The organism is Enemella evansiae, assembly GCF_002250705.1.
GTDB classification, from domain to species: domain Bacteria; phylum Actinomycetota; class Actinomycetes; order Propionibacteriales; family Propionibacteriaceae; genus Enemella; species Enemella evansiae.
This window is the reverse complement of the sequence record NZ_NMVP01000003.1, coordinates 50,757-69,259: the sequence shown is the minus strand read 5'-3', so window position 1 is coordinate 69,259 and position 18,503 is coordinate 50,757. Positions and strand designations below refer to the sequence as shown.

At 68.7% G+C, this 18,503-nt stretch carries 20 protein-coding genes; 8 read left to right on the top strand and 12 right to left on the bottom strand.

Annotation, left to right across the window (positions count from 1 at the left end):
* Position 1: 1 nt before the first annotated feature.
* Positions 2-1,453 (bottom strand): xylulokinase, encoded by a 1,452-nt coding sequence (gene xylB / locus BI335_RS04780; RefSeq protein ID WP_094429822.1) that lies wholly within the window; start codon positions 1,451-1,453, stop codon positions 2-4.
* 11 nt (positions 1,454-1,464) lie between these two features.
* Complete coding sequence (gene xylA, locus BI335_RS04775) at positions 1,465-2,643, bottom strand: xylose isomerase (RefSeq protein ID WP_094356363.1); 1,179 nt, start codon at positions 2,641-2,643, stop codon at positions 1,465-1,467.
* A 118-nt stretch (positions 2,644-2,761) separates the two neighbouring features.
* On the opposite strand from xylA, the gene BI335_RS04770 reads away from it, so the two are divergent.
* Complete coding sequence (locus tag BI335_RS04770; RefSeq protein WP_094429821.1) at positions 2,762-3,961, top strand: ROK family transcriptional regulator; 1,200 nt, start codon at positions 2,762-2,764, stop codon at positions 3,959-3,961.
* A gap of 26 nt (positions 3,962-3,987) precedes the next feature.
* On the opposite strand, the gene BI335_RS04765 is transcribed toward BI335_RS04770, so the two are convergent.
* The 3 genes from BI335_RS04765 to BI335_RS04755 are packed head-to-tail and all read right to left on the bottom strand — an operon-like array spanning position 3,988 to position 7,081.
* On the bottom strand, positions 3,988-4,806 hold the full coding sequence (locus BI335_RS04765; protein ID WP_094429820.1) for a carbohydrate ABC transporter permease: 819 nt from the start codon (positions 4,804-4,806) through the stop codon (positions 3,988-3,990).
* Position 4,807: 1 nt separating this feature from the next.
* Positions 4,808-5,680, bottom strand: a complete 873-nt coding sequence (locus tag BI335_RS04760) for a carbohydrate ABC transporter permease (protein ID WP_229119448.1) — start codon at positions 5,678-5,680, stop codon at positions 4,808-4,810.
* Positions 5,681-5,734: 54 nt separating this feature from the next.
* The gene (locus tag BI335_RS04755; RefSeq protein WP_094429818.1) at positions 5,735-7,081 is read right to left on the bottom strand and encodes an extracellular solute-binding protein; all 1,347 of its coding nucleotides are present in this window, start codon (positions 7,079-7,081) and stop codon (positions 5,735-5,737) included.
* Positions 7,082-7,246: 165 nt separating this feature from the next.
* On the opposite strand from BI335_RS04755, the gene BI335_RS04750 reads away from it, so the two are divergent.
* The 3 genes from BI335_RS04750 to BI335_RS04740 are packed head-to-tail and all read left to right on the top strand — an operon-like array spanning position 7,247 to position 8,661.
* Positions 7,247-7,594: a DUF1016 N-terminal domain-containing protein gene (locus BI335_RS04750; protein WP_172421740.1), complete on the top strand. Its 348-nt coding sequence runs from the start codon at positions 7,247-7,249 to the stop codon at positions 7,592-7,594.
* Positions 7,595-7,616: 22 nt separating this feature from the next.
* Positions 7,617-8,216 (top strand): PDDEXK nuclease domain-containing protein, encoded by a 600-nt coding sequence (locus BI335_RS04745; protein ID WP_094429816.1) that lies wholly within the window; start codon positions 7,617-7,619, stop codon positions 8,214-8,216.
* A 49-nt stretch (positions 8,217-8,265) separates the two neighbouring features.
* The gene (locus tag BI335_RS04740; RefSeq protein ID WP_094429815.1) at positions 8,266-8,661 is read left to right on the top strand and encodes a (R)-mandelonitrile lyase; all 396 of its coding nucleotides are present in this window, start codon (positions 8,266-8,268) and stop codon (positions 8,659-8,661) included.
* Here BI335_RS04740 and BI335_RS04735 read toward each other — a convergent pair.
* Together BI335_RS04735 and BI335_RS04730 are read right to left on the bottom strand one after the other, a co-directional pair.
* On the bottom strand, positions 8,649-9,716 hold the full coding sequence (locus tag BI335_RS04735) for an alcohol dehydrogenase catalytic domain-containing protein (protein WP_094404756.1): 1,068 nt from the start codon (positions 9,714-9,716) through the stop codon (positions 8,649-8,651). The genes BI335_RS04740 and BI335_RS04735 overlap by 13 nt on opposite strands.
* Positions 9,717-10,054: 338 nt before the next feature.
* Positions 10,055-10,912: a class F sortase gene (locus tag BI335_RS04730; protein WP_094429814.1), complete on the bottom strand. Its 858-nt coding sequence runs from the start codon at positions 10,910-10,912 to the stop codon at positions 10,055-10,057.
* 143 nt (positions 10,913-11,055) lie between these two features.
* On the opposite strand from BI335_RS04730, the gene BI335_RS04725 reads away from it, so the two are divergent.
* Complete coding sequence (locus tag BI335_RS04725) at positions 11,056-12,240, top strand: Nramp family divalent metal transporter (protein WP_324252822.1); 1,185 nt, start codon at positions 11,056-11,058, stop codon at positions 12,238-12,240.
* On the opposite strand, the gene BI335_RS04720 is transcribed toward BI335_RS04725, so the two are convergent.
* From BI335_RS04720 to BI335_RS04705, 4 genes are read right to left on the bottom strand one after another with little or no spacing between them, the layout of a single operon-like run.
* Complete coding sequence (locus BI335_RS04720; protein ID WP_094426777.1) at positions 12,203-12,730, bottom strand: hypothetical protein; 528 nt, start codon at positions 12,728-12,730, stop codon at positions 12,203-12,205. The two genes, BI335_RS04725 and BI335_RS04720, sit on opposite strands and share 38 nt — an antisense overlap.
* A gap of 45 nt (positions 12,731-12,775) precedes the next feature.
* Positions 12,776-13,162, bottom strand: coding sequence for a hypothetical protein (locus BI335_RS04715; protein ID WP_094429812.1), 387 nt, complete (start codon positions 13,160-13,162; stop codon positions 12,776-12,778).
* Between the two features lies 1 nt (position 13,163).
* Entirely contained in the window at positions 13,164-13,478 is a 315-nt protein-coding gene (locus BI335_RS04710) for a hypothetical protein (protein ID WP_094401690.1), read from the bottom strand.
* A gap of 58 nt (positions 13,479-13,536) precedes the next feature.
* Complete coding sequence (locus tag BI335_RS04705) at positions 13,537-14,139, bottom strand: PadR family transcriptional regulator (RefSeq protein ID WP_094356376.1); 603 nt, start codon at positions 14,137-14,139, stop codon at positions 13,537-13,539.
* Between the two features lie 105 nt (positions 14,140-14,244).
* Here BI335_RS04705 and BI335_RS04700 point away from each other — a divergent pair, with 105 nt between their 5' ends.
* Genes BI335_RS04700 through BI335_RS04690 form a run of 3 tightly spaced genes read left to right on the top strand, consistent with a single transcriptional unit; the run spans position 14,245 to position 17,760 of the window.
* Positions 14,245-15,336 (top strand): aromatic ring-hydroxylating dioxygenase subunit alpha, encoded by a 1,092-nt coding sequence (locus tag BI335_RS04700; protein WP_094356377.1) that lies wholly within the window; start codon positions 14,245-14,247, stop codon positions 15,334-15,336.
* Positions 15,336-16,334 (top strand): PDR/VanB family oxidoreductase, encoded by a 999-nt coding sequence (locus BI335_RS04695; protein ID WP_094356378.1) that lies wholly within the window; start codon positions 15,336-15,338, stop codon positions 16,332-16,334. The genes BI335_RS04700 and BI335_RS04695 overlap by 1 nt, the downstream gene beginning before the upstream one ends.
* Positions 16,335-16,383: 49 nt before the next feature.
* Positions 16,384-17,760: an MFS transporter gene (locus tag BI335_RS04690; RefSeq protein ID WP_166646734.1), complete on the top strand. Its 1,377-nt coding sequence runs from the start codon at positions 16,384-16,386 to the stop codon at positions 17,758-17,760.
* On the opposite strand, the gene BI335_RS04685 is transcribed toward BI335_RS04690, so the two are convergent.
* Positions 17,716-18,498 (bottom strand): IclR family transcriptional regulator, encoded by a 783-nt coding sequence (locus tag BI335_RS04685; protein WP_094429810.1) that lies wholly within the window; start codon positions 18,496-18,498, stop codon positions 17,716-17,718. The two genes, BI335_RS04690 and BI335_RS04685, sit on opposite strands and share 45 nt — an antisense overlap.
* Positions 18,499-18,503 lie beyond the last annotated feature (5 nt).

Here is an 18,503-nt window from a genome sequence, read left to right as displayed (position 1 = left end):
CTCAGCTCGGTCGGTCATCGGTGATGACCAGCTCGGTCAGCTGCGCCGCCACCCGGTCGTAGCGTTGTTGGATCCACGGTGTCGGTTCCCCCTCGAACGACTCGGTCCCGACCCGGCCCCATTCGGGCGGGGCCGCCGACGACGAGAGCACCCAGGCGGCCTGTCTCGCGGCGCCGAGGGCCACGTACTCCCCCGGTTCCGGCACGGAGACCGGCACACCCAGCACGGCGGGAGCCAACTCCCGCAGGATCCCCAATCGGGCGCCTCCCCCGATCAGGGTGATGTGATCGATCTCGACCCCCTGGGCACGCTGGGCCTCGACACCGACGCCCAACAGACACAGCAGACCCTCGACCGCCGCGCGGGCCAGGTTCTGCTGGGTCATGGTGGCGAGGGTGAGCCCCACCAGACTCCCCGAGGCCTCCGGCAGGTTCGGCGTACGCTCACCGTCGAGGTGGGGAACGAACACCAAGCCGCCCGCTCCCGGTTCCGCTGCTCTGGCGAGGGCACTCACTCCCTCATGGTCGGACCCGAGGACCGCCGCCGTGGCATCGATGATGCGGGCGCCGTTGATGGTGGCGATCAGCGGCAGGAAGGCGTCGGTGGCATCGGCGAATCCCGCCACCAGCCCCGACACGTCGCGGATCGGGGTCTTCGACACCGCGGACACGACGCCGGACGTGCCGACGGACACGATCGCCTGCCCGGGCGTACGCTCCAGCCCCAGCGCGGCCGCAGCGTTGTCGCCACAGCCGGGCCCCACCAGCGCATCGGGCGACCCGACAGCCGCAGCGAGCCGGCCGGCGGTCTCATGCGGTCCCAGCACCCGGGGAAGGACGATGTCGGCGACCTCCGCCTCCGTCCGGCGGAGTGCCCGCGCCAGCAGGTCCCGGCGGTATCGACCCGACACGGGGTCGAAGTAACCCGTCCCGGATGCGTCGGAGCGATCGGTGACCAGCGTCGACAGATCGTCACCGCCCATGAGCTGCCAGGTCAGCCAGTCGTGCGGCAGACAGATCGCTGCGATGCGCGCGGCATTCTCCGGCTCGTGATCGGCGAGCCAGCGGAGCTTGGTGATCGTGAACGACGCCACCAGTACCCCCAGACCGGTCGCCTCCGCCCAGGCTTCCGGACCCAGCTCCCGGGTCAGCTCCTCGGCGGCGGCCGCGGAGCGCGTGTCATTCCACAACAGGGCAGGTCGGATGACGGCGCCGTCCGAGTCGAGCGCGACGAGACCGTGCTGCTGCCCGCCCACACTGACCGCACTGACGTCGTCGAGGCCACCGGCCTGCTTCGCGGCCTCGCGGAAGGCCGTCCACCAGGCATCCGGTGGGCACTCCGTACCGGCCGGATGCCTGGCTGCACCTTCCCGCACGACGCGCCCCGAGGCCGCGTCGACGACGAGGACCTTGCAGGACTGCGTCGAGGTGTCGATTCCTGCCACCAGTGCCATGACCCGCCCCGTCAGCCGATCAGGTGGCGCAGGGCCAACTGGTGGAGTTTCACGAAGTGGTATTCACGGTCCGCGGCCGCCGCCACGTCGAAGTCCTCCTGCTGCGCCAGGAAGGCCTCGACACTCTCCCCCTCCGAAAGGGTGGGTTGGGCGAGCTCGAGGACCCCGGACGCCTTCATGGTCTCCTGGACCTCGGGATCGGCACGGAACGCCAGGGCCTTGTCCTTCAGCATCAGGTAGGTCTCCATGTTGGCGGCCGCGGATTCCCAGACACCCTCCATGCCCTCGGTACGCGACGGCTTGTAGTCGAAGTGGATGGGGCCGGTGTAGCGCGGCCCGTCGGGGCTCGCGGGGAACCCGTTGACCAGGAGGTCCACCGTGAAGAAGGCGCTCAACAGATCACCGTGGCCGAAGACCAGATCCTGATCGAACTTGAGACCGTGCTGGCCGTTCAGGTCGATGTGGAAGAGCTTTCCGCTGAACAGCGCCTGGGCCAGCCCGTGGTTGTAGTTGAGCCCCGCCATCTGCTCGTGACCCGTCTCGGGGTTGAGCCCGACGATGTCGCCGTTGTCCAGTTCGGCGATGAGGGCGAGAGCGTGTCCGACCGAGGGCAGGAAGATGTCACCGCGCGGTTCGTTGGGTTTCGGTTCCAGCGCGATGACGAGGTCGTAGCCCTTGGCCTTGATGTAGGCGGCGACCGTGTCGAGGCCCTCCTTGTATCGCTCGAAGGCGGCGTGGAAGTCCTTCGACGAGTCGTATTCGGACCCCTCTCGCCCACCCCACATCACGAAGGTCTCGGCGCCGAGTTCGGCAGCCAGGTCGACGTTCTTGAGCACCTTGCGCAGGCCGAACCGGCGCACCGCGCGATCGTTCGAGGTGAACCCGCCGTCCTTGAAGACCGGGTGGGTGAAGGTGTTCGTGGTCACCATCTCGATGACCAGACCCGCCTTGTCCGCCACGTCCTTGAGCTGGGCCACCCGCTTGGCGCGAGTCGCGTCGTCCGCGTCGAAGGGAAACACGTCGTTGTCGTGGAAGGTGATGCCCCAGGCACCCAGTTCGGCCAATCGGGCGGCGTACTCCCAGGGATCGAGGGCGGCTCGGGTCTCCACGCCGAACGGGTCGGTGCCCGTCCAGCCGACGGTCCAGAGACCGAAGGAGAACCTGTCGTCGGGCGTAGGGTGTCGGGACATCGGGGCGCCTCCTCGTAATTTGTTCTTTGACACAACATATGATTCGGGTGGTGGCCCAGTCAAGAGTCAGGAGACGCATGCCCAGCCCGAGTTCCGCCCACCCACACCGGATCCAGCCATGAGCACGGTGGCTCGTCAGTCGGGTCTGCGATCGCAGAACCTGTCCACCGTCGTACGCCAGGTGCTGGCTGCCCCGGAAGCACCTTCCAGGGCAGACATCGCGGCGAGAACCGGACTGACCCGCTCCACGGTGTCCCGCCTGGTCGATGAGCTCATCGCCGAAGGATTCCTGACCGAGAGCCCACCCCTGTTCGACGGTCATCGGGGCCGGCCGGCCGTGCCACTGCTGCCCCGCGCCGAGGGGTGGGTGGCACTCGGCCTCGAACTGAACGTGGGGCACACGGCCGCACGCCTGGTCGACCTCACCGGCGCCGTGCTGCAGGAGTCGCGCGTCGAGGCCGAACTCGCCGGATCCGATCCTGCCAAGGCCATTCGGGGCCTGGCGCGGCAGTCCCGCAAGCTGCTGAAGGCGGCACCGCCGGACGCGTTGCTGGCCGGTGTGCACCTGGCACTCCCCGGGCTGGTGGACACCTCCCGAGGCATCCTGCTGCGCGCCCCCAACCTGGGTTGGCACGAAGTCGATGCGCGCAGACATCTGAGCTCTGTCTTCGGCTCGAGCGTCCCCGTCGGCATCAGCAACGAAGCCGACTGCGCGGCGATGACGATCTCCTGGACCGCCCCCGGGCGCCCGTCGGAGCACCTGGACTTCCTCTATGTCTCCGGTGAACACGGCATCGGCTCGGCGCTGGTCAATGCCGGCGACGTCAGGACCGGCCGCAACGGCTGGGCCGGTGAGATCGGACACGTCTGCGTCAGCAGAAGCGGGCGCCGGTGCGGGTGCGGGGCAACCGGTTGTCTGGAGACCTACGTCGGGCAGGCGGCACTCTGCGCGTCTGCCGGCGCCGACGACGCGGTGCAGCTCCGGTCCCTGCTGGAGGCCGGTGACCAGCGGGCCCATGCGGCCGTGTCCGACGCGGCCACGCGGCTGGGCATCGTGCTGGCCGGGGCGCTCAACCTGCTCGACGTCTCCGAGGTGGTGCTCGGCGGGCACCTCGCGGTCATCGCAGAGTTCCTCATCCCGCCGGTGCTCGACGAACTGCGCCCTCGCGTGCTCTCCGCTCCGTTCGCTCCCCCACGGGTGTCCGCGGTGACCAGCGACCCCGAGTCGGCATCGCTGGGGGCTGCGTACACCGCACTGCAGAGTCTGATCCTCGAACCGGCCCGCTGGATGACCGCGGGCGTCGACGCGCCCGCCTGAGGAGAACCCGAGGAGTCCGAGGCCGGTTACTTTCCCACTCCCGCGGTCATCCCGGCCACGAGCTGGCGGCGCCCGACGGCGTACAGGAACACGATGGGCAGACTGGAGACGAAGACGGCCGCCAGCACCGCCGGGATGTTGGTGGCGAACTCGCCCTGGAAGTTCCAGAGGAAGAGCGGCAGCGTACGCCGTTCCGGCGACTGGGTCAGGATCAGCGGGAACAGGAATCCGTTCCACTGCATGAGTGCCTGGTAGACACCCACCGTGACCAGGGCCGGCCGAACCATGGGGAAGGCCAGTCGCCACATCATCTGCCATTCGGAACAACCGTCGACCATCATGGACTCGAAGAGCTCCTTGGGGACGTCCCGCAGCGAGTTCGACAGGATGAGGATCGTCAACGGCAGCCCGAATGCGATCGCCGGAAGCATCAGCGCCGGCAACGTGTCATAGAGCCCCATCTCGATGATCATCAGATAGACCGGGACGATCGTCGCCTGAACCGGAATCGCCAACCCCAGCAGGAAAAGCCGCCGGGTGACCGAGAACGGCCACCCCACCCCGCGGATGATGGCATACGACGCCATGAAGGCGATCAGGACCAGTGGCACCACCGAACCGAGGACCACGATCAGACTGTTGGCGAGGTAGGAGCCGAAACCCGCCTCGACGACGGCCTGGAAGTTTTCCAACGAGGGTGGGGAAGGAAGCGCGAAGGGGTTGCCACCCATGTAGGTGGAGAGCGGTTTGAACGCGGTGATCACCACGTAGTAGATGGGCAGCAGGATGACCAGGAGCCAGAGGATCCCGAAGGCCCCGCCCAGATAGTTGCGCCGGGCGCCCATCTCACACGCCTCCCTCGAGCTGACTGGACGTGGCGTCGGTTCCGCCCAGCCGCTGGATCCCCATCGCCAGCAGGAGACCGAAGACCACCAGGATCACCGCCAGGCAGCTGGCGACCCCCATTTCGTTCCCGCGGAAACCGGTGAGGTACATGTCGAGGGGAAGGATTCGCGTCGCGACACCCGGACCGCCGCCGGTGAGCACGAAGATGATGTCGAAGTAGGTCAGGGCACCGATCGCCATCAGGGTCGAGGAGGTGATGATCGTGTACTTGAGCTGCGGCAGGGTGATGTGGAAGAACTGGCTGATCCGGCCAGCCCCGTCGATCTCGGCGGCTTCGTAGAGCTGCCTGGGAATCTGCCGCACCCCACCCTGATAGATCAGTGTGTGGAAGGGGATGAACTGCCAGGCGATGATGAACACCAGGACGTACCAGACCAGCGTCGTGTCCCCCAGCCAGTCCTGCGCGAGAGCAGGGATGCCGAGCCCCGCGGACAGTCCGAAGTAGGGGTCCAGCAGGGTCTTGTAGGTGATGGCGATGGCCGCGGAACTCAGCAGGAGTGGCAGGAAATAGAGGATCGCGAGCACGTTGCGGTACTTCTGCTGGCCCGCGATGAACGTCCCGAGCAGGATGCTGATCGGCGTCTGGGCCAGCCACGACAGCACGATGATCTTGATCGTCAGCCACAGGCCGTTCCAGGTCGACGGCCGAGCGAGCGCTTCACGCCAGCTCTCCAGGCCCGCCCAGGTGATCTCACCGATCCCGTTCCAGTTGGTGAATGACAGCGCGACGACCCCCAGCAGCGGGATCAGCGCGAAGATCAGGAAGAACAGCAGGGCCGGGAGGGCGAACAGGAGGACATGGGTACGCTGCACACTCCGCGGCTCGGGAGGTCCAGCGTTGGACGCGACGACATCGGTCATGATCCGCTATACCTTGACCGCATTCATCTTCTGGGCGAACTCCTGGGGTGTGATCTTCAGCAGGAACAACTCCTCGATGTTGACCAGGAGCGCCTCCGCCGCGGTCGGGTCGAGAGCCTGGTCCCAGGACTGGGTGAACGAGGAGGCCGAGTTCAACGAGTCGTAGAGGAACTTCAGGTAGGGCTCGTCCGGCGTCCCGGTGAACTTGCTCTCGACACCCTTGAATCCGGGGACGACGCCGGTGGCGATCCAGTCATCGATCGTCTGCTCGGCCCACAGGCCTCGGATGAGCGAGTCCTTGGCGATCTGGCGCTGCTGTTCGGAATGCTTCGCATAGATCGAGATGTAGTTGCTCGGGTTGCCGACCAGGGCGTCCAGCTTCCCCTTTCCGCCCGGAATCGTCGGGAACGAGGTGAAGCCCAGATTGCCTCCGGAGACGAAGTCACCGCCACTCTGCTTCATCACGCCGTAGGTCCAACCGCCCTGGAGCATCATGGCCGCCTTGCCCGTCCACAGGAGCGCGACGTCGGTGTTGCTGTCCGCCGCCATGGACGCGAACCCCTTGGGGAACGCCTCGGCCCTGACGAGCTCCTGGGCCCGCTGAGCGGCCTGGACGACCGCATCGTCCAGCCAGGCGTCCGGCCGCTTGTCGAAGATGTTCCGGAAGACCTCGGGTCCGCCGACCCGGTCGAGCAGATATTCGAGCCACATCATCGACGTCCACCGCGACTGACCGGCCAACGCGAAGGGGGCGATGCCCTGGCCCTTGAACAACTCCACCAGCGCCATCAACTCGTCCCAGGTCGTCGGCGGCCTGGCCCCGGCATCGGCGAAGATCTTCTTGTTGTAGAAGAGAACGATCGGCTGGGTGCCGTTCACCGGGATGGCGTAGATCTTTCCGTCGGGGGTCGTCGCGGCCTCCCAGAGGGTTTCGGTGAACTTGTTCTTGAAGTCCGCGTTCTGGTCCAGCCATGGGGTGAGGTCCTCCACCTGGCCGTCCTGGGCCCAGGTACGCATGCTGCCGCCGCCCCAGCCGTAGATCATCGTGGGTGCCTGACCGGCGCCGAGTGCCGTGCGCAGCTTCTGCTTGTACGCGTCGTTGGCGAAGAACGTCGTCTGGACCGTTCCGAGTTTGTCCGACAGCCCGTTGTAGCGGGTGAACGCATCCTTGTGGACCTTCTCGTTGGAGGTACCCGACAGTGACCACCACGTCGCCCCATCGGCTGGTGGCGCTCCGCCGGCACCGGCCTGACCGGTGGGTCGCGCGCCGCCACCACAGCCCGCGACGGAAGCGAGTACGCCTCCCGCGGTCAGTCCGAGCAGAGTCCTACGGCTCAGCGAAGATTGCATCATTGCCACCCCCAGTAGGTATGGCGAAGGGAGACCCACGCCATTTGTTTTGATGCGCAACTATAAAGCGAGGTCGATGCCGCGCGTCAAGGGGTGTGTCACCCAGGCATGGATCCAGAAGACCGGCCGCAAGCGCGACTGTCAGAGCCCATCCCTAGGTTCGTGAACATGGGGGATATCGAGGGCAGCGCCGCCCACGGCGAACTGATCGACGCCATCGTTTCCGCACTGGACGCCGGTCGCGCGCGGGCCATGGCATCGGTTGCTCGGGAACGCTTTGCGACCTATCACGCGATCGGCTCCGCGATCCTGGCTCGCCAGCAGGCGCAGGGTTGGGGCAGCCAGGTGATCAAGCGGTTGGCGGCCGACCTGCGAATGCGCTTCCCGGACCAGACCGGGTTGGGCGTCCGCAACCTGCACTACATGCGCAAGGTGGCGCTCGCCTGGCCCGATCCAAATTGTGCAGCAGCTGCTGCACAATTGCCCTGGGGCCACGAAATAGTCTTGCTGGACTGACTCCCCGACACGAGCCAACGCGATTGGTACGCCGCCCAGGCGTACGCCGGAGGCTGGAGCCGCGGAGCACTTTGCCGACCGATTACCGGCACCGGACAGCGATCTCGCCCAGCAGGCCACCCGCGATCCGGTCGTGCTGGACTTCCTCGGTCTCGCGGCGCCGGCCAGAGAACGGCTGGTCGAGGACGCGATGATGGACAACCTCACCCGCACCATGCTCGAACTGGGCAATGGCCTCGCCTTCGTCGGGCGACAGGTGCCGTTGCACGTCGGTGAACAGGAGTTCTTCGCCGATCTGGTCTTCTTCCACTACCCGAGCCTGCGGTTCATCGTGTTCGAGATCAAGGTCGGTCGCTTCGAACCCCAGGACGCCGGTCAGCTCGCCTTCTATGTCGAGGCGGCAGACCGCCTCCTGCGCGATCCGGCCAGTCACGCGCCCACGATCGGCGTCCTGCTCTGTACCGGCCGCAACCACGAGGTGGTGGAGTACTCCCTGGCCTCGACAACCGCTCCGGTCGCGGTCGCCACCTATACCTATGACCAGCTCCCCGACGACGTGCGCGAGGTGCTGCCGCCGGAGGAGTCGATCACCCGGGCCATCGAACCGGTCGACGAGCCGTGACACCAGGGGCAGACTCATCACATAGGCAGACGAGCGGAGGGACAACGGGATGAAGTTCACCAGGAGCGGCGGGAAGACCGGGGCGGGGCCCGCGGAGTGGTTCACGGGGAACGTGTTGATGGAGCCGATCCGAAATCCCGACGAGCAATCGGCAGTGGGTGCCGCGCACGTGCGGTTCGCGCCGGGGGCGCGGACCGCCTGGCACCGCCATCCCAAGGGCCAGACGCTCTATGTGACCGACGGCATCGGGCTGGTCTGCCTGCGCGGCGGCGAGCCGCAGGAGATCCGCCCGGGTGATGTCGTCTACATCGAACCAGGTGAGGAGCACTGGCACGGTGCCACGGCGGACCGGTTCATGGCGCACGTTGCCATCCAGGAGGCCGATGGGCAGGGCGAGGTGGTGACCTGGCTCGACCACGTCACCGACGAGGATTACGGCATCTGAGCGCGTTGGGCGAGTGGATCAATGGCAGTCGGATCAATGACGGTGATGCCGGTCGGGTTGGCGGAATCCAACCTGGGCAGCAATTCGGCGGCCTCGGCCAGTGAGATCGTACGCTCCAGGAGCCGCTCGGGTTGCAGGATGCCCGCACTCACCAACTCCAGCATGGCCGGATAGTCGGCGGCTGCCATCCCGTGGCTGCCGAACACATCCAACTCCCAACCGATGACCCGATCCATCGGGATCCGCGGATGCTGCGGGGTCGGCGGCAGCAGGCCGACCTGGACATGCCGTCCGCGGCGGCGGAGTGATCCGATCGCGGTCGCCGCGGCCGCCTCGGAGCCAACCGCATCCACCGCGACCTGTGCCCCACCGTCGGTCAGTTCGACAACGCGCTCCTGCAGATCCGCGTCGGGCACCAGCGCTGCTGCCGCACCCAGGGAGACCGCCAGCTCACCCGCCGCGGGATTGGGGTCGACGGCGATCACCCGAGCACCCAACGCGGCCCCGATCATGACCGACGACAGCCCCACACCACCGGCTCCGACGACCACCACCCACTCCCCGGGCCGCACGACCGCCCGCGCCACCAGGGCTCGATGGGCGGTCGCGAACCGGCAGCCGAGGCTGGCGGCGGCGGCGAACCCGACCCCGTCCGGCAGCGCAACCAGGTTGGTGTCGGCGGCGTACAGGGCCACCTTCTCAGCGAACGAGCCGGGGTGGGTGAATCCGGGCTGCCGCTGATCCGGGCAGACCTGGGCATTGCCCTCGGCGCACCAGCGGCACTGCCCGCAGCCCTCGACGAACGGAACGGTGACCCGGTCCCCGACCCGCCAGCGGCGTACGCCGGTGCCGACCTCGGCAACCACACCGGCCAGCTCGTGCCCGGGAACGTTCGGCAGCGGCACCGCCTCATGCCCGGCCCAGGCGTGCCAGTCGCTGCGACACAGGCCGGTGGCCCGGACCTCGACCACGACGCCCCCATCCGGCGGAGTGGGATCGGCGACCTCACGCAGTTCGACCGGGCCGCCGACGTCGTCATAGACCAGTGCGCGCACGCAGCCAGCTTAGAACCGGGCCATGAACAGCCGGTACCGGCCGAGCCGGTCCAGCAGCCAGCCGCCGACCAGAGCACCGATCATGATCGGCAGCGCCACTTCGCGTCCGGCGGGTATGCCGGCATTCCAGGCGTCCGAACGCTAGGACATGCAGTAGTCCGCGGAGTCCATGATCAAATCCAGTGGGACTGGGTTTCGGTGCGGTCTGGTTTCGACTAGTGCATGTCCCAGCGCACGGGACCCGGCGGGGACATGCGTCACGGTGGCTTCGACTCGCTCGGGCGTCATGGGCTCATCTCGACACGGTCGCTGCGCGACCTACTCGATGAGCGTGCGAATCAGAGGACGCGGTCGGCGTAGAAGATGACCCGGGAGTCGTATTCGCCGGTGCGTGGGTTGCGATCCCAGCAGGTCATGATCGCCAGCTGCGGCCGGCCGGTGGCGTTGTGGTAGATCCCCGAGCGCGGATCGTAACTGGCCACCGGGAACTTGATCTTCTCCCGGAACCGGTAGCAGGCCACCTGGCCGCCCTCACCGATGATGCGGATCGTGTCACCGGCCTTCAGCCCGCCCGAGAGGTAGAGGTTGTTGCCCAGGGCCGAACCGCTGGCGAAGGAGTGCACGTTGATGATCACGTTCCCGCGGCTGCTGCCCGGCGGGGGCGAACCGCGGTACCAGGCGGTGCTGAACATCTGGGACAGCGGGGGCGCCCCGGGGTTGCCCTTGCTGTCCTTGCCGACGGTCAGCAACGGGGCATCGACATTCATCCGTGGCACCTGGAAGCGGGTCGGCTTCACCGCGGTGCTGCTGCAGCGCTGCGCGGCCGCGGCCTGCCCACCACCGTTCGATCCGGCCGGCGGGGCGTTGTTGGCCGGCTTCTTCGTCGGTGCCGGTTCGGGCGCGGGAGCCGACGACGGCGGAGGCGGCGGGGGTGCCGCTGCGGGCGGCGGGGGCGGCGGTGGCGGAGGCGGGGCGGCATCGGGTACGCCGCCCAGTCCGGCCTCGGTGCCCGGAGAGTCGTCCGGGACCTCCGCCAGCTCCGGTTCGGCGGTGGGGACCGGGGCCGGCGTCGCGGCCGCCGCCGGCGGGCTGGTCTGATCCGTGCTGTCCGCGGGTGCGAAGGTCACCCACGCGAGCGGCGGGACCATCAGCAGGGACAATCCGATCCCTGCCGCGATCCGCACCTTGTTGGCCATCACTCCCCCGATCTGTGCCAGCCCTAGAACGGTAACCCCGCGACCGGCCTGTTGTCCCTCCCCGGAGGCCGGAATCTTCCCCCAGCGCGGCCTCTCGATACCGTCGCACCATGCACAGGCAGCAGCGACCGATCCGGGCACTGCTGGGACCCGCTTTCGTGGCCGCGATCGCCTACGTCGACCCGGGCAACGTCGCCGCCAATCTGAGTGCCGGAGCCCAGTTCGGCTACCTGCTGCTCTGGGTGCTGGTGCTGGCCAATCTGATGGCGGTGCTGGTGCAGTACCTGTCGGCGAAGGTCGGCCTGATCACCGGGCAGAGCCTGCCGGCCCTGCTGGGGGTACGCCTCGGCCGACCCGCCCGACTGGCCTACTGGGTGCAGGCCGAGCTGGTCGCGCTGGCCACCGATCTGGCCGAGATCGTCGGCGGTGCGCTCGCCCTGCATCTGCTCTTCGGGATCGACCTGCTGCCCGCCGGGGTGATCATCACCGTCGTCTCCCTGGGCCTGCTCGCGATCCAGTCCCGGTTCGGATTCCGGCCCTTCGAGTTCGTCGTGATGTGTTTCCTGGCGGTGATCACCCTGGGCTTCATGGCCGGGCTGCTGGTGACCCGATTGGATCCGGGCGCGGCCCTCGCCGGACTCCGCCCCCGGTTCCAGGGCAGCGAGTCGGTGCTGCTGGCGGTGAGCATGCTCGGTGCGACGGTGATGCCACACGCCGTCTACGCCCACTCCGGGTTGACCGGTGACCGGTTCGGCGGCGCCGATACCCGACCGGCCGCCGACACCCGGCGGCTGCTCGGCGTGCAACGCCTCGACGTGCTGCTCTCCCTGCTGATCGCCGGATCGGTGAACATCGGCATGCTGCTGCTCGCCGCGGGCAGCCTGTTCGGCAGCCAGATCGACAGCATCGAGGGCGCGCACGCCGCGATCGCCGCCAGCCTCGGCCCATGGGTCGCGCTGGCCTTCGCCGTCGGGCTGCTGGCCTCCGGCATCGCGTCCTCCTCGGTGGGCGCGCTGGCAGGGTCGGTGATCATGGCCGGGCTGCTGCGGTTGCGGATCCCGCTACTGGTCCGCCGCGCGGTCACCGCGATCCCGGCCCTGGTCGTGCTGGCGCTGGGCGCCGACCCGACGCGGGCACTGGTGATCAGTCAGGTGGTGCTCAGCCTGGGCATCCCGTTCGCGCTGATCCCGCTGGTCCGGCTCACCGCGAACCGCGACCTGATGGGCGCCCACCGCAACGCCCGCTGGCTGACCGCGCTGGCCTGGCTGGTCGTGGTGATCGCCTGCGCGCTCAACGCAGCCTTGGTCGTCGGAGCAGTCGCTGGCTGATCCGCACCAGCAGCTCCACATAGGTCGCGGTCCAGGCGATCAGCACCAGCAGCTGACCGAGGAACACCGGCCCCGGCGGCAGGGCATCGTCGTCGCCGAAGAACTGGTAGAAGATCAGCAGCACCGCCAGGATCATCAGGATCCGCAGCACCGCCCGGCCCGGCCAGCCGACCAGCGGGCGGACCCCGCTCTCCTCGCCGATCGCGCGCAGTGACCGCCCGGGCAGCAGCAGCGCATCACTGGCCCGGCCCTTCCAGAACATCGTCAGGAACACCCCGGGCAGCGGCGTCCAGCCCAACAGGATGATCGCGCCGAAGGCGATGATCGGCCCACCGCTGTCGGCCTGCGGATAGCGGCGCAGGCTGTCCACCACACCCGCCGCCATCATGGCCATCAGCGCCAGGGTGAGACTGCCGAACACCGTGCAGCAGATCGTGACCGTGGTGAACGCCTGCGATGGTGCGGTGGAGCGCAGCGACGATCGAGCCATGTCACCAGTGTCGGCGCGAGAGGGTCGCGGGCAAGCCCGGGCGGCTCAGGACAGGATGGTGATCACCACGACGGCCTCGGTCGGCGTCCGGCCGAGCAGCCCCTTCGCCCTGCTCAACAGCTCATCCAGGCCCGAGCCGAGCGAATACTTCTGCTCGACCAGCCGGCGTACCTCGTCGAAGCGTTCGCCGTCGGTGAGCACCTGGGCCCGGCCCTCCCAGACCGGTTCGCCGAGATCGGGCCTGCCGCGCTTGTCGCTGGCGCGCAGGCTGACCACCGGGGCGGTCTCCAGATCGGCGACCTTGCTCAGGTCGTTGACCCAGAAGCCGATCGTGTTCTCGGCGAGCTGCACGATCTGGTGCAGTTGTTCGTCGGGCTCGTCGCGGCTGGCGTACGAGGTCACCAGCACGTATTCGGCGTCGGCGACCCGCACCTCACTCCTCCACCGAGGTGCTGCGGGTGGCTCCCCCACCGGGCTGGTCGATGCGGTTCGACTCGGCCGCCGCACGGGCCCGGGACTCGATCTCCGACTGCTGCTTCGCCGCCATCCGCTGCTGGGTGGCGCGTTCGATCGAGGTGCTGGTCCGCCCCGGCAGTCCCAGACCGAGACCGAGCAGCAGCCCACCGGCACCGGCGCACCCGGCCGCCGCCAGCACCGGGGTGCTGGTGTCGGTCTGGCCGAGGAAATAGCCACCGACGCCCAGCCCGATCAGCCCGATCACGCCGAGCACAATCTTGAGGAACTTCATGGCGCCAACTCTAGGGACAACCGCGCCGGTTCGGGCGGCAGGCCCGCTGCGCGTCGGTTCAGTCGAGGGCGGCGTACGCCCCGGAACGCTCCAGCCGGTCGACGAGCTCGAGCCCCTCCCGGGCCCAGGCGACCTGCTGTTCGGCCTGCCGGAGCATCCCCTCGTAGGCGAAGGCTTTGAAGGCGACCACGGCCTCGTGCTGCTCGGCGGGCAGCCGCTCCAATCGGGCGGCCAGCACCGGATGACTGCGGTCCAGCAGGCTGTCCCGGGTACGCCGCAGCAGCTCGCCCTGTTCGGTGTAGTAGCGCACGTATTCCTCGAACTGGGCGCGGGCGGCCTCCGGGGTGGTCCAGTCCAGGTACGCCGCCCGCAGATACTGCGGATCCCGGGAGCGCACCGGCCGGTCGGGTTCGGCGAGCCAGTCCCGCAACGCCCGCTTGCCGGCCGCCGAGACGGCGTACACCTTGCGGGTGGTCCGGCCCTTGGCCTGCGCGGTGCAGTCCAGCAGCCCGTCGGCCTCCATCCGCCGCAGCTCGGGATAGATCTGCGAGTCCGCCGCGTGCCAGACATGGCCGACCGAGCTCTCGAACGCCTTGCCGATCTCGTACCCGGTCTTGGGCTGCCCGGTGAGCAGCGAGAGCAGCGCGTACCGAAGCGACATGAGAGAAACCTCCCCTCCAACCCGTTGCCAATCACTATAGCCATAGGTAAATTACGTGGAACCACCAGATACCTATGGCGATAGGTAAATCGGACGAGGGAGTCAATGGTGACCGAGAGCATGGTGAGCACGACCGCGAAGCTGTTCAACCACCCGCTGAACGCCTGGTACGTCGTCGCCTGGGATCACGAGGTGACCCACCGCGGCATCCTCGCGCGGCGGATCTGCAACACCCCGATGGCGCTCTACCGGACCGCCGACGGCACGCCCGTCGCGCTGGCCGATGCCTGCTGGCACCGGCTGGCGCCGCTGTCCCAGGGCACCCTGGTCGGCGACGACCAGCTCCAGTGCCCCTATCACGGGCTGCGCTACAACCCGGCCGGCCGCTGCACCCACATGCCGGCGCAGCGCACCGTGAACCCGAGCGCGGCGGTGCCGAGCTATCCGGTCGTCGACCGCTACCGCTACGTCTGGGTCTGGCCCGGTGACCCCGACCTGGCCGATCCGGCGCTGATCCCGGACATGCACCAGATGGACAGCCCCGAGTGGGCCGGTGACGGCGAGACCATCCACGCCAAATGCAACTACCAGCTGGTGCTGGACAATCTGATGGACCTCACCCACGAGGAGTTCGTGCACTCCTCCTCGATCGGCCAGGACGAGCTCAGTGAGGCCGGCTTCGACACCACCCACGACGAGAACAGCGTCACCGTCACCCGCTGGATGCGCGACATCGACCCGCCGCCGTTCTGGCTGAAGAACATGAACGACAAGTTCCCCGGCTTCTCCGGCAAGGTGGATCGCTGGCAGATCATCCGCTACGAGGCCCCGGGCACCATCTGCATCGACGTCGGGGTGGCCGAGGCCGGCACCGGGGCACCCGAGGGTGATCGCAGCCGGGGTGTCAACGGGTTCGTGATGAACACCATCACCCCCGAGACCGACGAGACCTGCCACTACTTCTGGGCGTTCATGCGCAACTACCGGCTGGAGAGCCAGACCATCACCACCCAGCTGCGCAACGGGGTGCACGGGGTCTTCGGTGAGGACGAGGTGATGCTGCAGGCGCAGCAGGAGGCGATCCGCGCCAACCCGAAGCACGAGTTCTACAGCCTCAACATCGATCTCGGCGGGATGTGGGTACGCCGGATCCTGGAGCGGATGATGGCCGCCGAGGGCCGCCAGGCGGCGGTCTGATGGCTGCCACCGTCCATCGGGTCTGGCAGACCGCCGAGGTGGTGGCGACCCGTCAGGTCGCCGAGCGGGTACGCCGGGTGGAGCTCTCGCTGCCGATGCCGACCCGGGTGCCGGCCGGCTCCCATCTGGACCTGATGGTGCCGCTCCCCGGCGGTGAGGACCTGCGCTCCTACTCGATCGTCGACGCCGACGCCGACGGCTCCCGGGTGGCACTGTCGGTGCAGCTCGCCCCCGCCAGCCGCGGCGGTTCGGCGTACCTGCACTCGCTCCAGGTCGGTGACCGGATCCGGGTCACCCAGCCGGTGCAGAACTTCCCGCTCGGGGTCGGCGCGCCGCGCTACCTGCTGCTCGCCGGCGGGATCGGGATCACCGCCCTCTGCGCGATGGCGGAGGTGCTGCGGCAGCGCGGTGTCGACTACGAGCTGGTCTATGTGGGCCGGTCCCGGCCGGTGATGGCGTACGCCGCCGAGCTCGCCGAGCGGCACCCGGACCGGATCCGGATGCACGTCGACGACGAGGGCACGGGGCTGTCGGTGGACACCCTGCTCGACGAGCTCGCCGCCGATCCGCTGGCGCAGCGCACCGAGGTCTATCTGTGCGGGCCGATCCGGCTGATGGACGCGATCCGCCGCGGCTGGGCCACCCGCGGGCTGCCGGTGACGAACCTGCGCTTCGAGACCTTCGGCAACTCCGGCTCCTGGGAACCGCAGGAGTTCGAGGTATCGATCCCCCGCCTCGGCGTGACCACCACCGTCGGCCGGGACGCCACCATGTTGGAGGCCCTGGAATCGGCCGGGGTCGAGATGATGTGGGACTGCCGCAAGGGCGAATGCGGGCTGTGCCAGGTCCGGGTGCTCGAGGTGGAGGGCGCGATCGACCACCGCGATGTCTTCTTCAGCCCCGACGAACAGGAATCCGGCGGTGGCCTGTGCGCGTGCGTATCCCGGATCGCCGCCGAGAACGGTGACCGGGCCCGGGTCCGGATCGACGTCACCTAGAAACCATCACCGACGGGCGACAACGGAGTCGTCCAGCAAGGAGAGACCCATGAGCGGCACGCAGGCTCGTGACGTTCGCGACATCGTGAGCACCGGGCGGATGACGCCCTCCCAGGCCGCCGCCGTGCTGGTGGCCATCTTCCTGAACACCGTCGACGGTTACGACGTGTTGGTGATGGCGTTCACCAGCACCTCGGTGAGCCGCGAGTTCGGCATCGGCCCGGGCGCATTGGGCACCCTGCTCAGCGCCAGCCTGTTCGGCATGGCGATCGGCTCGATCGTGATCGCCCCGCTCGCCGACCGGATCGGGCGCCGCACCATCACCCTCGGCGCGCTGACGGTGGTGACGATCTTCATGGCCGCCTCGGCGCTGGCGCCGAGTGCGCTGACGCTGGGCGTCTTCCGCTTCCTGACCGGGATCGGCATCGGTGCGATGCTGCCGAACCTGAGCACCTTCGTCTCGGAATACTCCACCAGGCGCTGGCGGGAACCGGCGGTGGTGCTGAACTCCGCGGGGTACGCGGTCGGCGGCACCGTCGGCGGATTCGCCGCCGCGGCGCTGATCCAGGCGAGCGGCTGGCGGTCGGCCTTCTGGCTCGGCGCCGCGGTCGGCCTGGTGGCCCTGATCGCCTGCTGGGCGCTGGTGCCGGAGTCGATCCACTATCTGGTCGAGCGGCGGCCGGCCGACGCGCTGGCCAAGGTGAACCGGGTGCTGGCCAAGATGCGCCGCGAGCCGGTGGCCGAACTGCCGCTGGTCTCCGAGCACGAGCGGATCGGCATCCGCGACATGTTCACCGGCCGGCTGGGGCGGACCACGATCTTGTTGTGGGTGGCCTTCTTCGGTCTGATGTCGGGCTTCTACTTCGCGAACTCGTGGACGCCGCGGCTGCTCAACCAGTCCGGTCTGCCGGAGAACCTGTCGGTGATCGGCGGGGTGCTGATCAGCCTGGGCGGCATCGTCGGCGCGCTCACCCTTGCCGCATTGGCGATCAAGCTGCCGGCCAAGGTCCTGGAGATCGCCGCGCTGATCGGCTCGGCACTGATCTTCCTGGTGTTCGCCGCCTCGCTCTCCTCGCCGACCTCGGCACTGATCACCGCGGTCGTCGTCGGCTTCTTCATCAACGCCTCGGTGGCCGGCATGTACGCGGTCGTCGCCACCCGCTATCCGCCGTCGGTCCGCTCGACCGGTGTCGGCTGGGCCGTCGGGATCGGGCGGGTCGGTGCCATCCTGGCGCCGCTGGGCGCCGGGGCGATGCTGGCCGCCGGCTGGACCCCGCGGCAGCTGTTCTTCGTGTTCGCGATCCCGATGGTGATCGCCGGGATCGCGCTGCTGTTCGTCGGCCGGCCGGTGGACAGCAGCGCCGAGGTGGCCGCCGAGGAGTCAGCCCCCGAGCCGGGGGCGCCGCTCGCTCCCGAGCGCCAGTGACACCTGCCGGGCGCATTCCTGCAGCGCCGCGAGGTGGTCACGGGCCCGCTCGTTGTTCGGCACGATGAGCGACAGCGCGGCCACCACGCGCCGCCCGCGGCGCAGCGGGACGGCGAGCCCGGCGGTGTCGGGGTGCACGAAACCAGGGGTGTAGGCGTACCCGATGCGGCGGATGTGGGCCAGCAGCGCGCGCAGCCGGTCCGGGTGCACGACGGTGTTGGCGGTGGCCGCGGGCAGCGGGCCGCTGAGCACCCGGTCCAGCAGGTCGACTTCGGCGTGGGCGAGCAGCACCAGTCCCGAGGACGACTGGTGCAGCGGCATCCGGCCGGCGATCCGGGAGTAGTTCACCGCCGCCCCCGGTGCGGCCAGCCGCTCCAGGAAGATCACCTCGACCCCGTCCAGGATGCCGAGCTGGGTGTGCTGACCGACGCCGGCGTGCAGCACCTGCATGAACGGCAGCGCGGTGTCCCGCAGGTCGAGCACCGGTTGGGCGCGCGCCGCCAGTTCCCACATTCTCAACCCCAGTTGGATTCCCTGACCGGTACGCTCCAGCAGTCCCTCGGTGACGAGCTGCCCGACCAGCCGGGAGGCCGAGGGCAGTGGCAGGCCGGTGCGCCGGGCGATCTCGGTGACGGTGAGCCGCGGGACCTCGGGTGAGAACACCGCCAGGATCCGCACCACTCGGCCGATCACCGAGGGCGGCGGTTCCTCATCCGGGCGCGGCCCGCTGCCAGCCATGTGCC

What these genes read in the sequence shown, in the direction of transcription:
- BI335_RS04720 (WP_094426777.1), bottom strand. Translation starts at nt 12,730, where the DNA reads ATGGCTCGATCGTCGCTGCGCTCCACCGCACCATCGCAGGCGTTCACC.
- BI335_RS04765 (WP_094429820.1), bottom strand. Translation starts at nt 4,806, where the DNA reads ATGGGCGCCCGGCGCAACTATCTGGGCGGGGCCTTCGGGATCCTCTGG.
- BI335_RS04730 (WP_094429814.1), bottom strand. Translation starts at nt 10,912, where the DNA reads ATGGCCAACAAGGTGCGGATCGCGGCAGGGATCGGATTGTCCCTGCTG.
- BI335_RS04750 (WP_172421740.1), top strand. Translation starts at nt 7,247, where the DNA reads ATGGGGGATATCGAGGGCAGCGCCGCCCACGGCGAACTGATCGACGCC.
- xylA (WP_094356363.1), bottom strand. Translation starts at nt 2,643, where the DNA reads ATGTCCCGACACCCTACGCCCGACGACAGGTTCTCCTTCGGTCTCTGG.
- BI335_RS04770 (WP_094429821.1), top strand. Translation starts at nt 2,762, where the DNA reads ATGAGCACGGTGGCTCGTCAGTCGGGTCTGCGATCGCAGAACCTGTCC.
- BI335_RS04700 (WP_094356377.1), top strand. Translation starts at nt 14,245, where the DNA reads ATGGTGACCGAGAGCATGGTGAGCACGACCGCGAAGCTGTTCAACCAC.
- BI335_RS04710 (WP_094401690.1), bottom strand. Translation starts at nt 13,478, where the DNA reads ATGAAGTTCCTCAAGATTGTGCTCGGCGTGATCGGGCTGATCGGGCTG.
- BI335_RS04695 (WP_094356378.1), top strand. Translation starts at nt 15,336, where the DNA reads ATGGCTGCCACCGTCCATCGGGTCTGGCAGACCGCCGAGGTGGTGGCG.
- BI335_RS04740 (WP_094429815.1), top strand. Translation starts at nt 8,266, where the DNA reads ATGAAGTTCACCAGGAGCGGCGGGAAGACCGGGGCGGGGCCCGCGGAG.
- BI335_RS04685 (WP_094429810.1), bottom strand. Translation starts at nt 18,498, where the DNA reads ATGGCTGGCAGCGGGCCGCGCCCGGATGAGGAACCGCCGCCCTCGGTG.
- BI335_RS04755 (WP_094429818.1), bottom strand. Translation starts at nt 7,081, where the DNA reads ATGATGCAATCTTCGCTGAGCCGTAGGACTCTGCTCGGACTGACCGCG.
- BI335_RS04690 (WP_166646734.1), top strand. Translation starts at nt 16,384, where the DNA reads ATGAGCGGCACGCAGGCTCGTGACGTTCGCGACATCGTGAGCACCGGG.
- BI335_RS04705 (WP_094356376.1), bottom strand. Translation starts at nt 14,139, where the DNA reads ATGTCGCTTCGGTACGCGCTGCTCTCGCTGCTCACCGGGCAGCCCAAG.
- xylB (WP_094429822.1), bottom strand. Translation starts at nt 1,453, where the DNA reads ATGGCACTGGTGGCAGGAATCGACACCTCGACGCAGTCCTGCAAGGTC.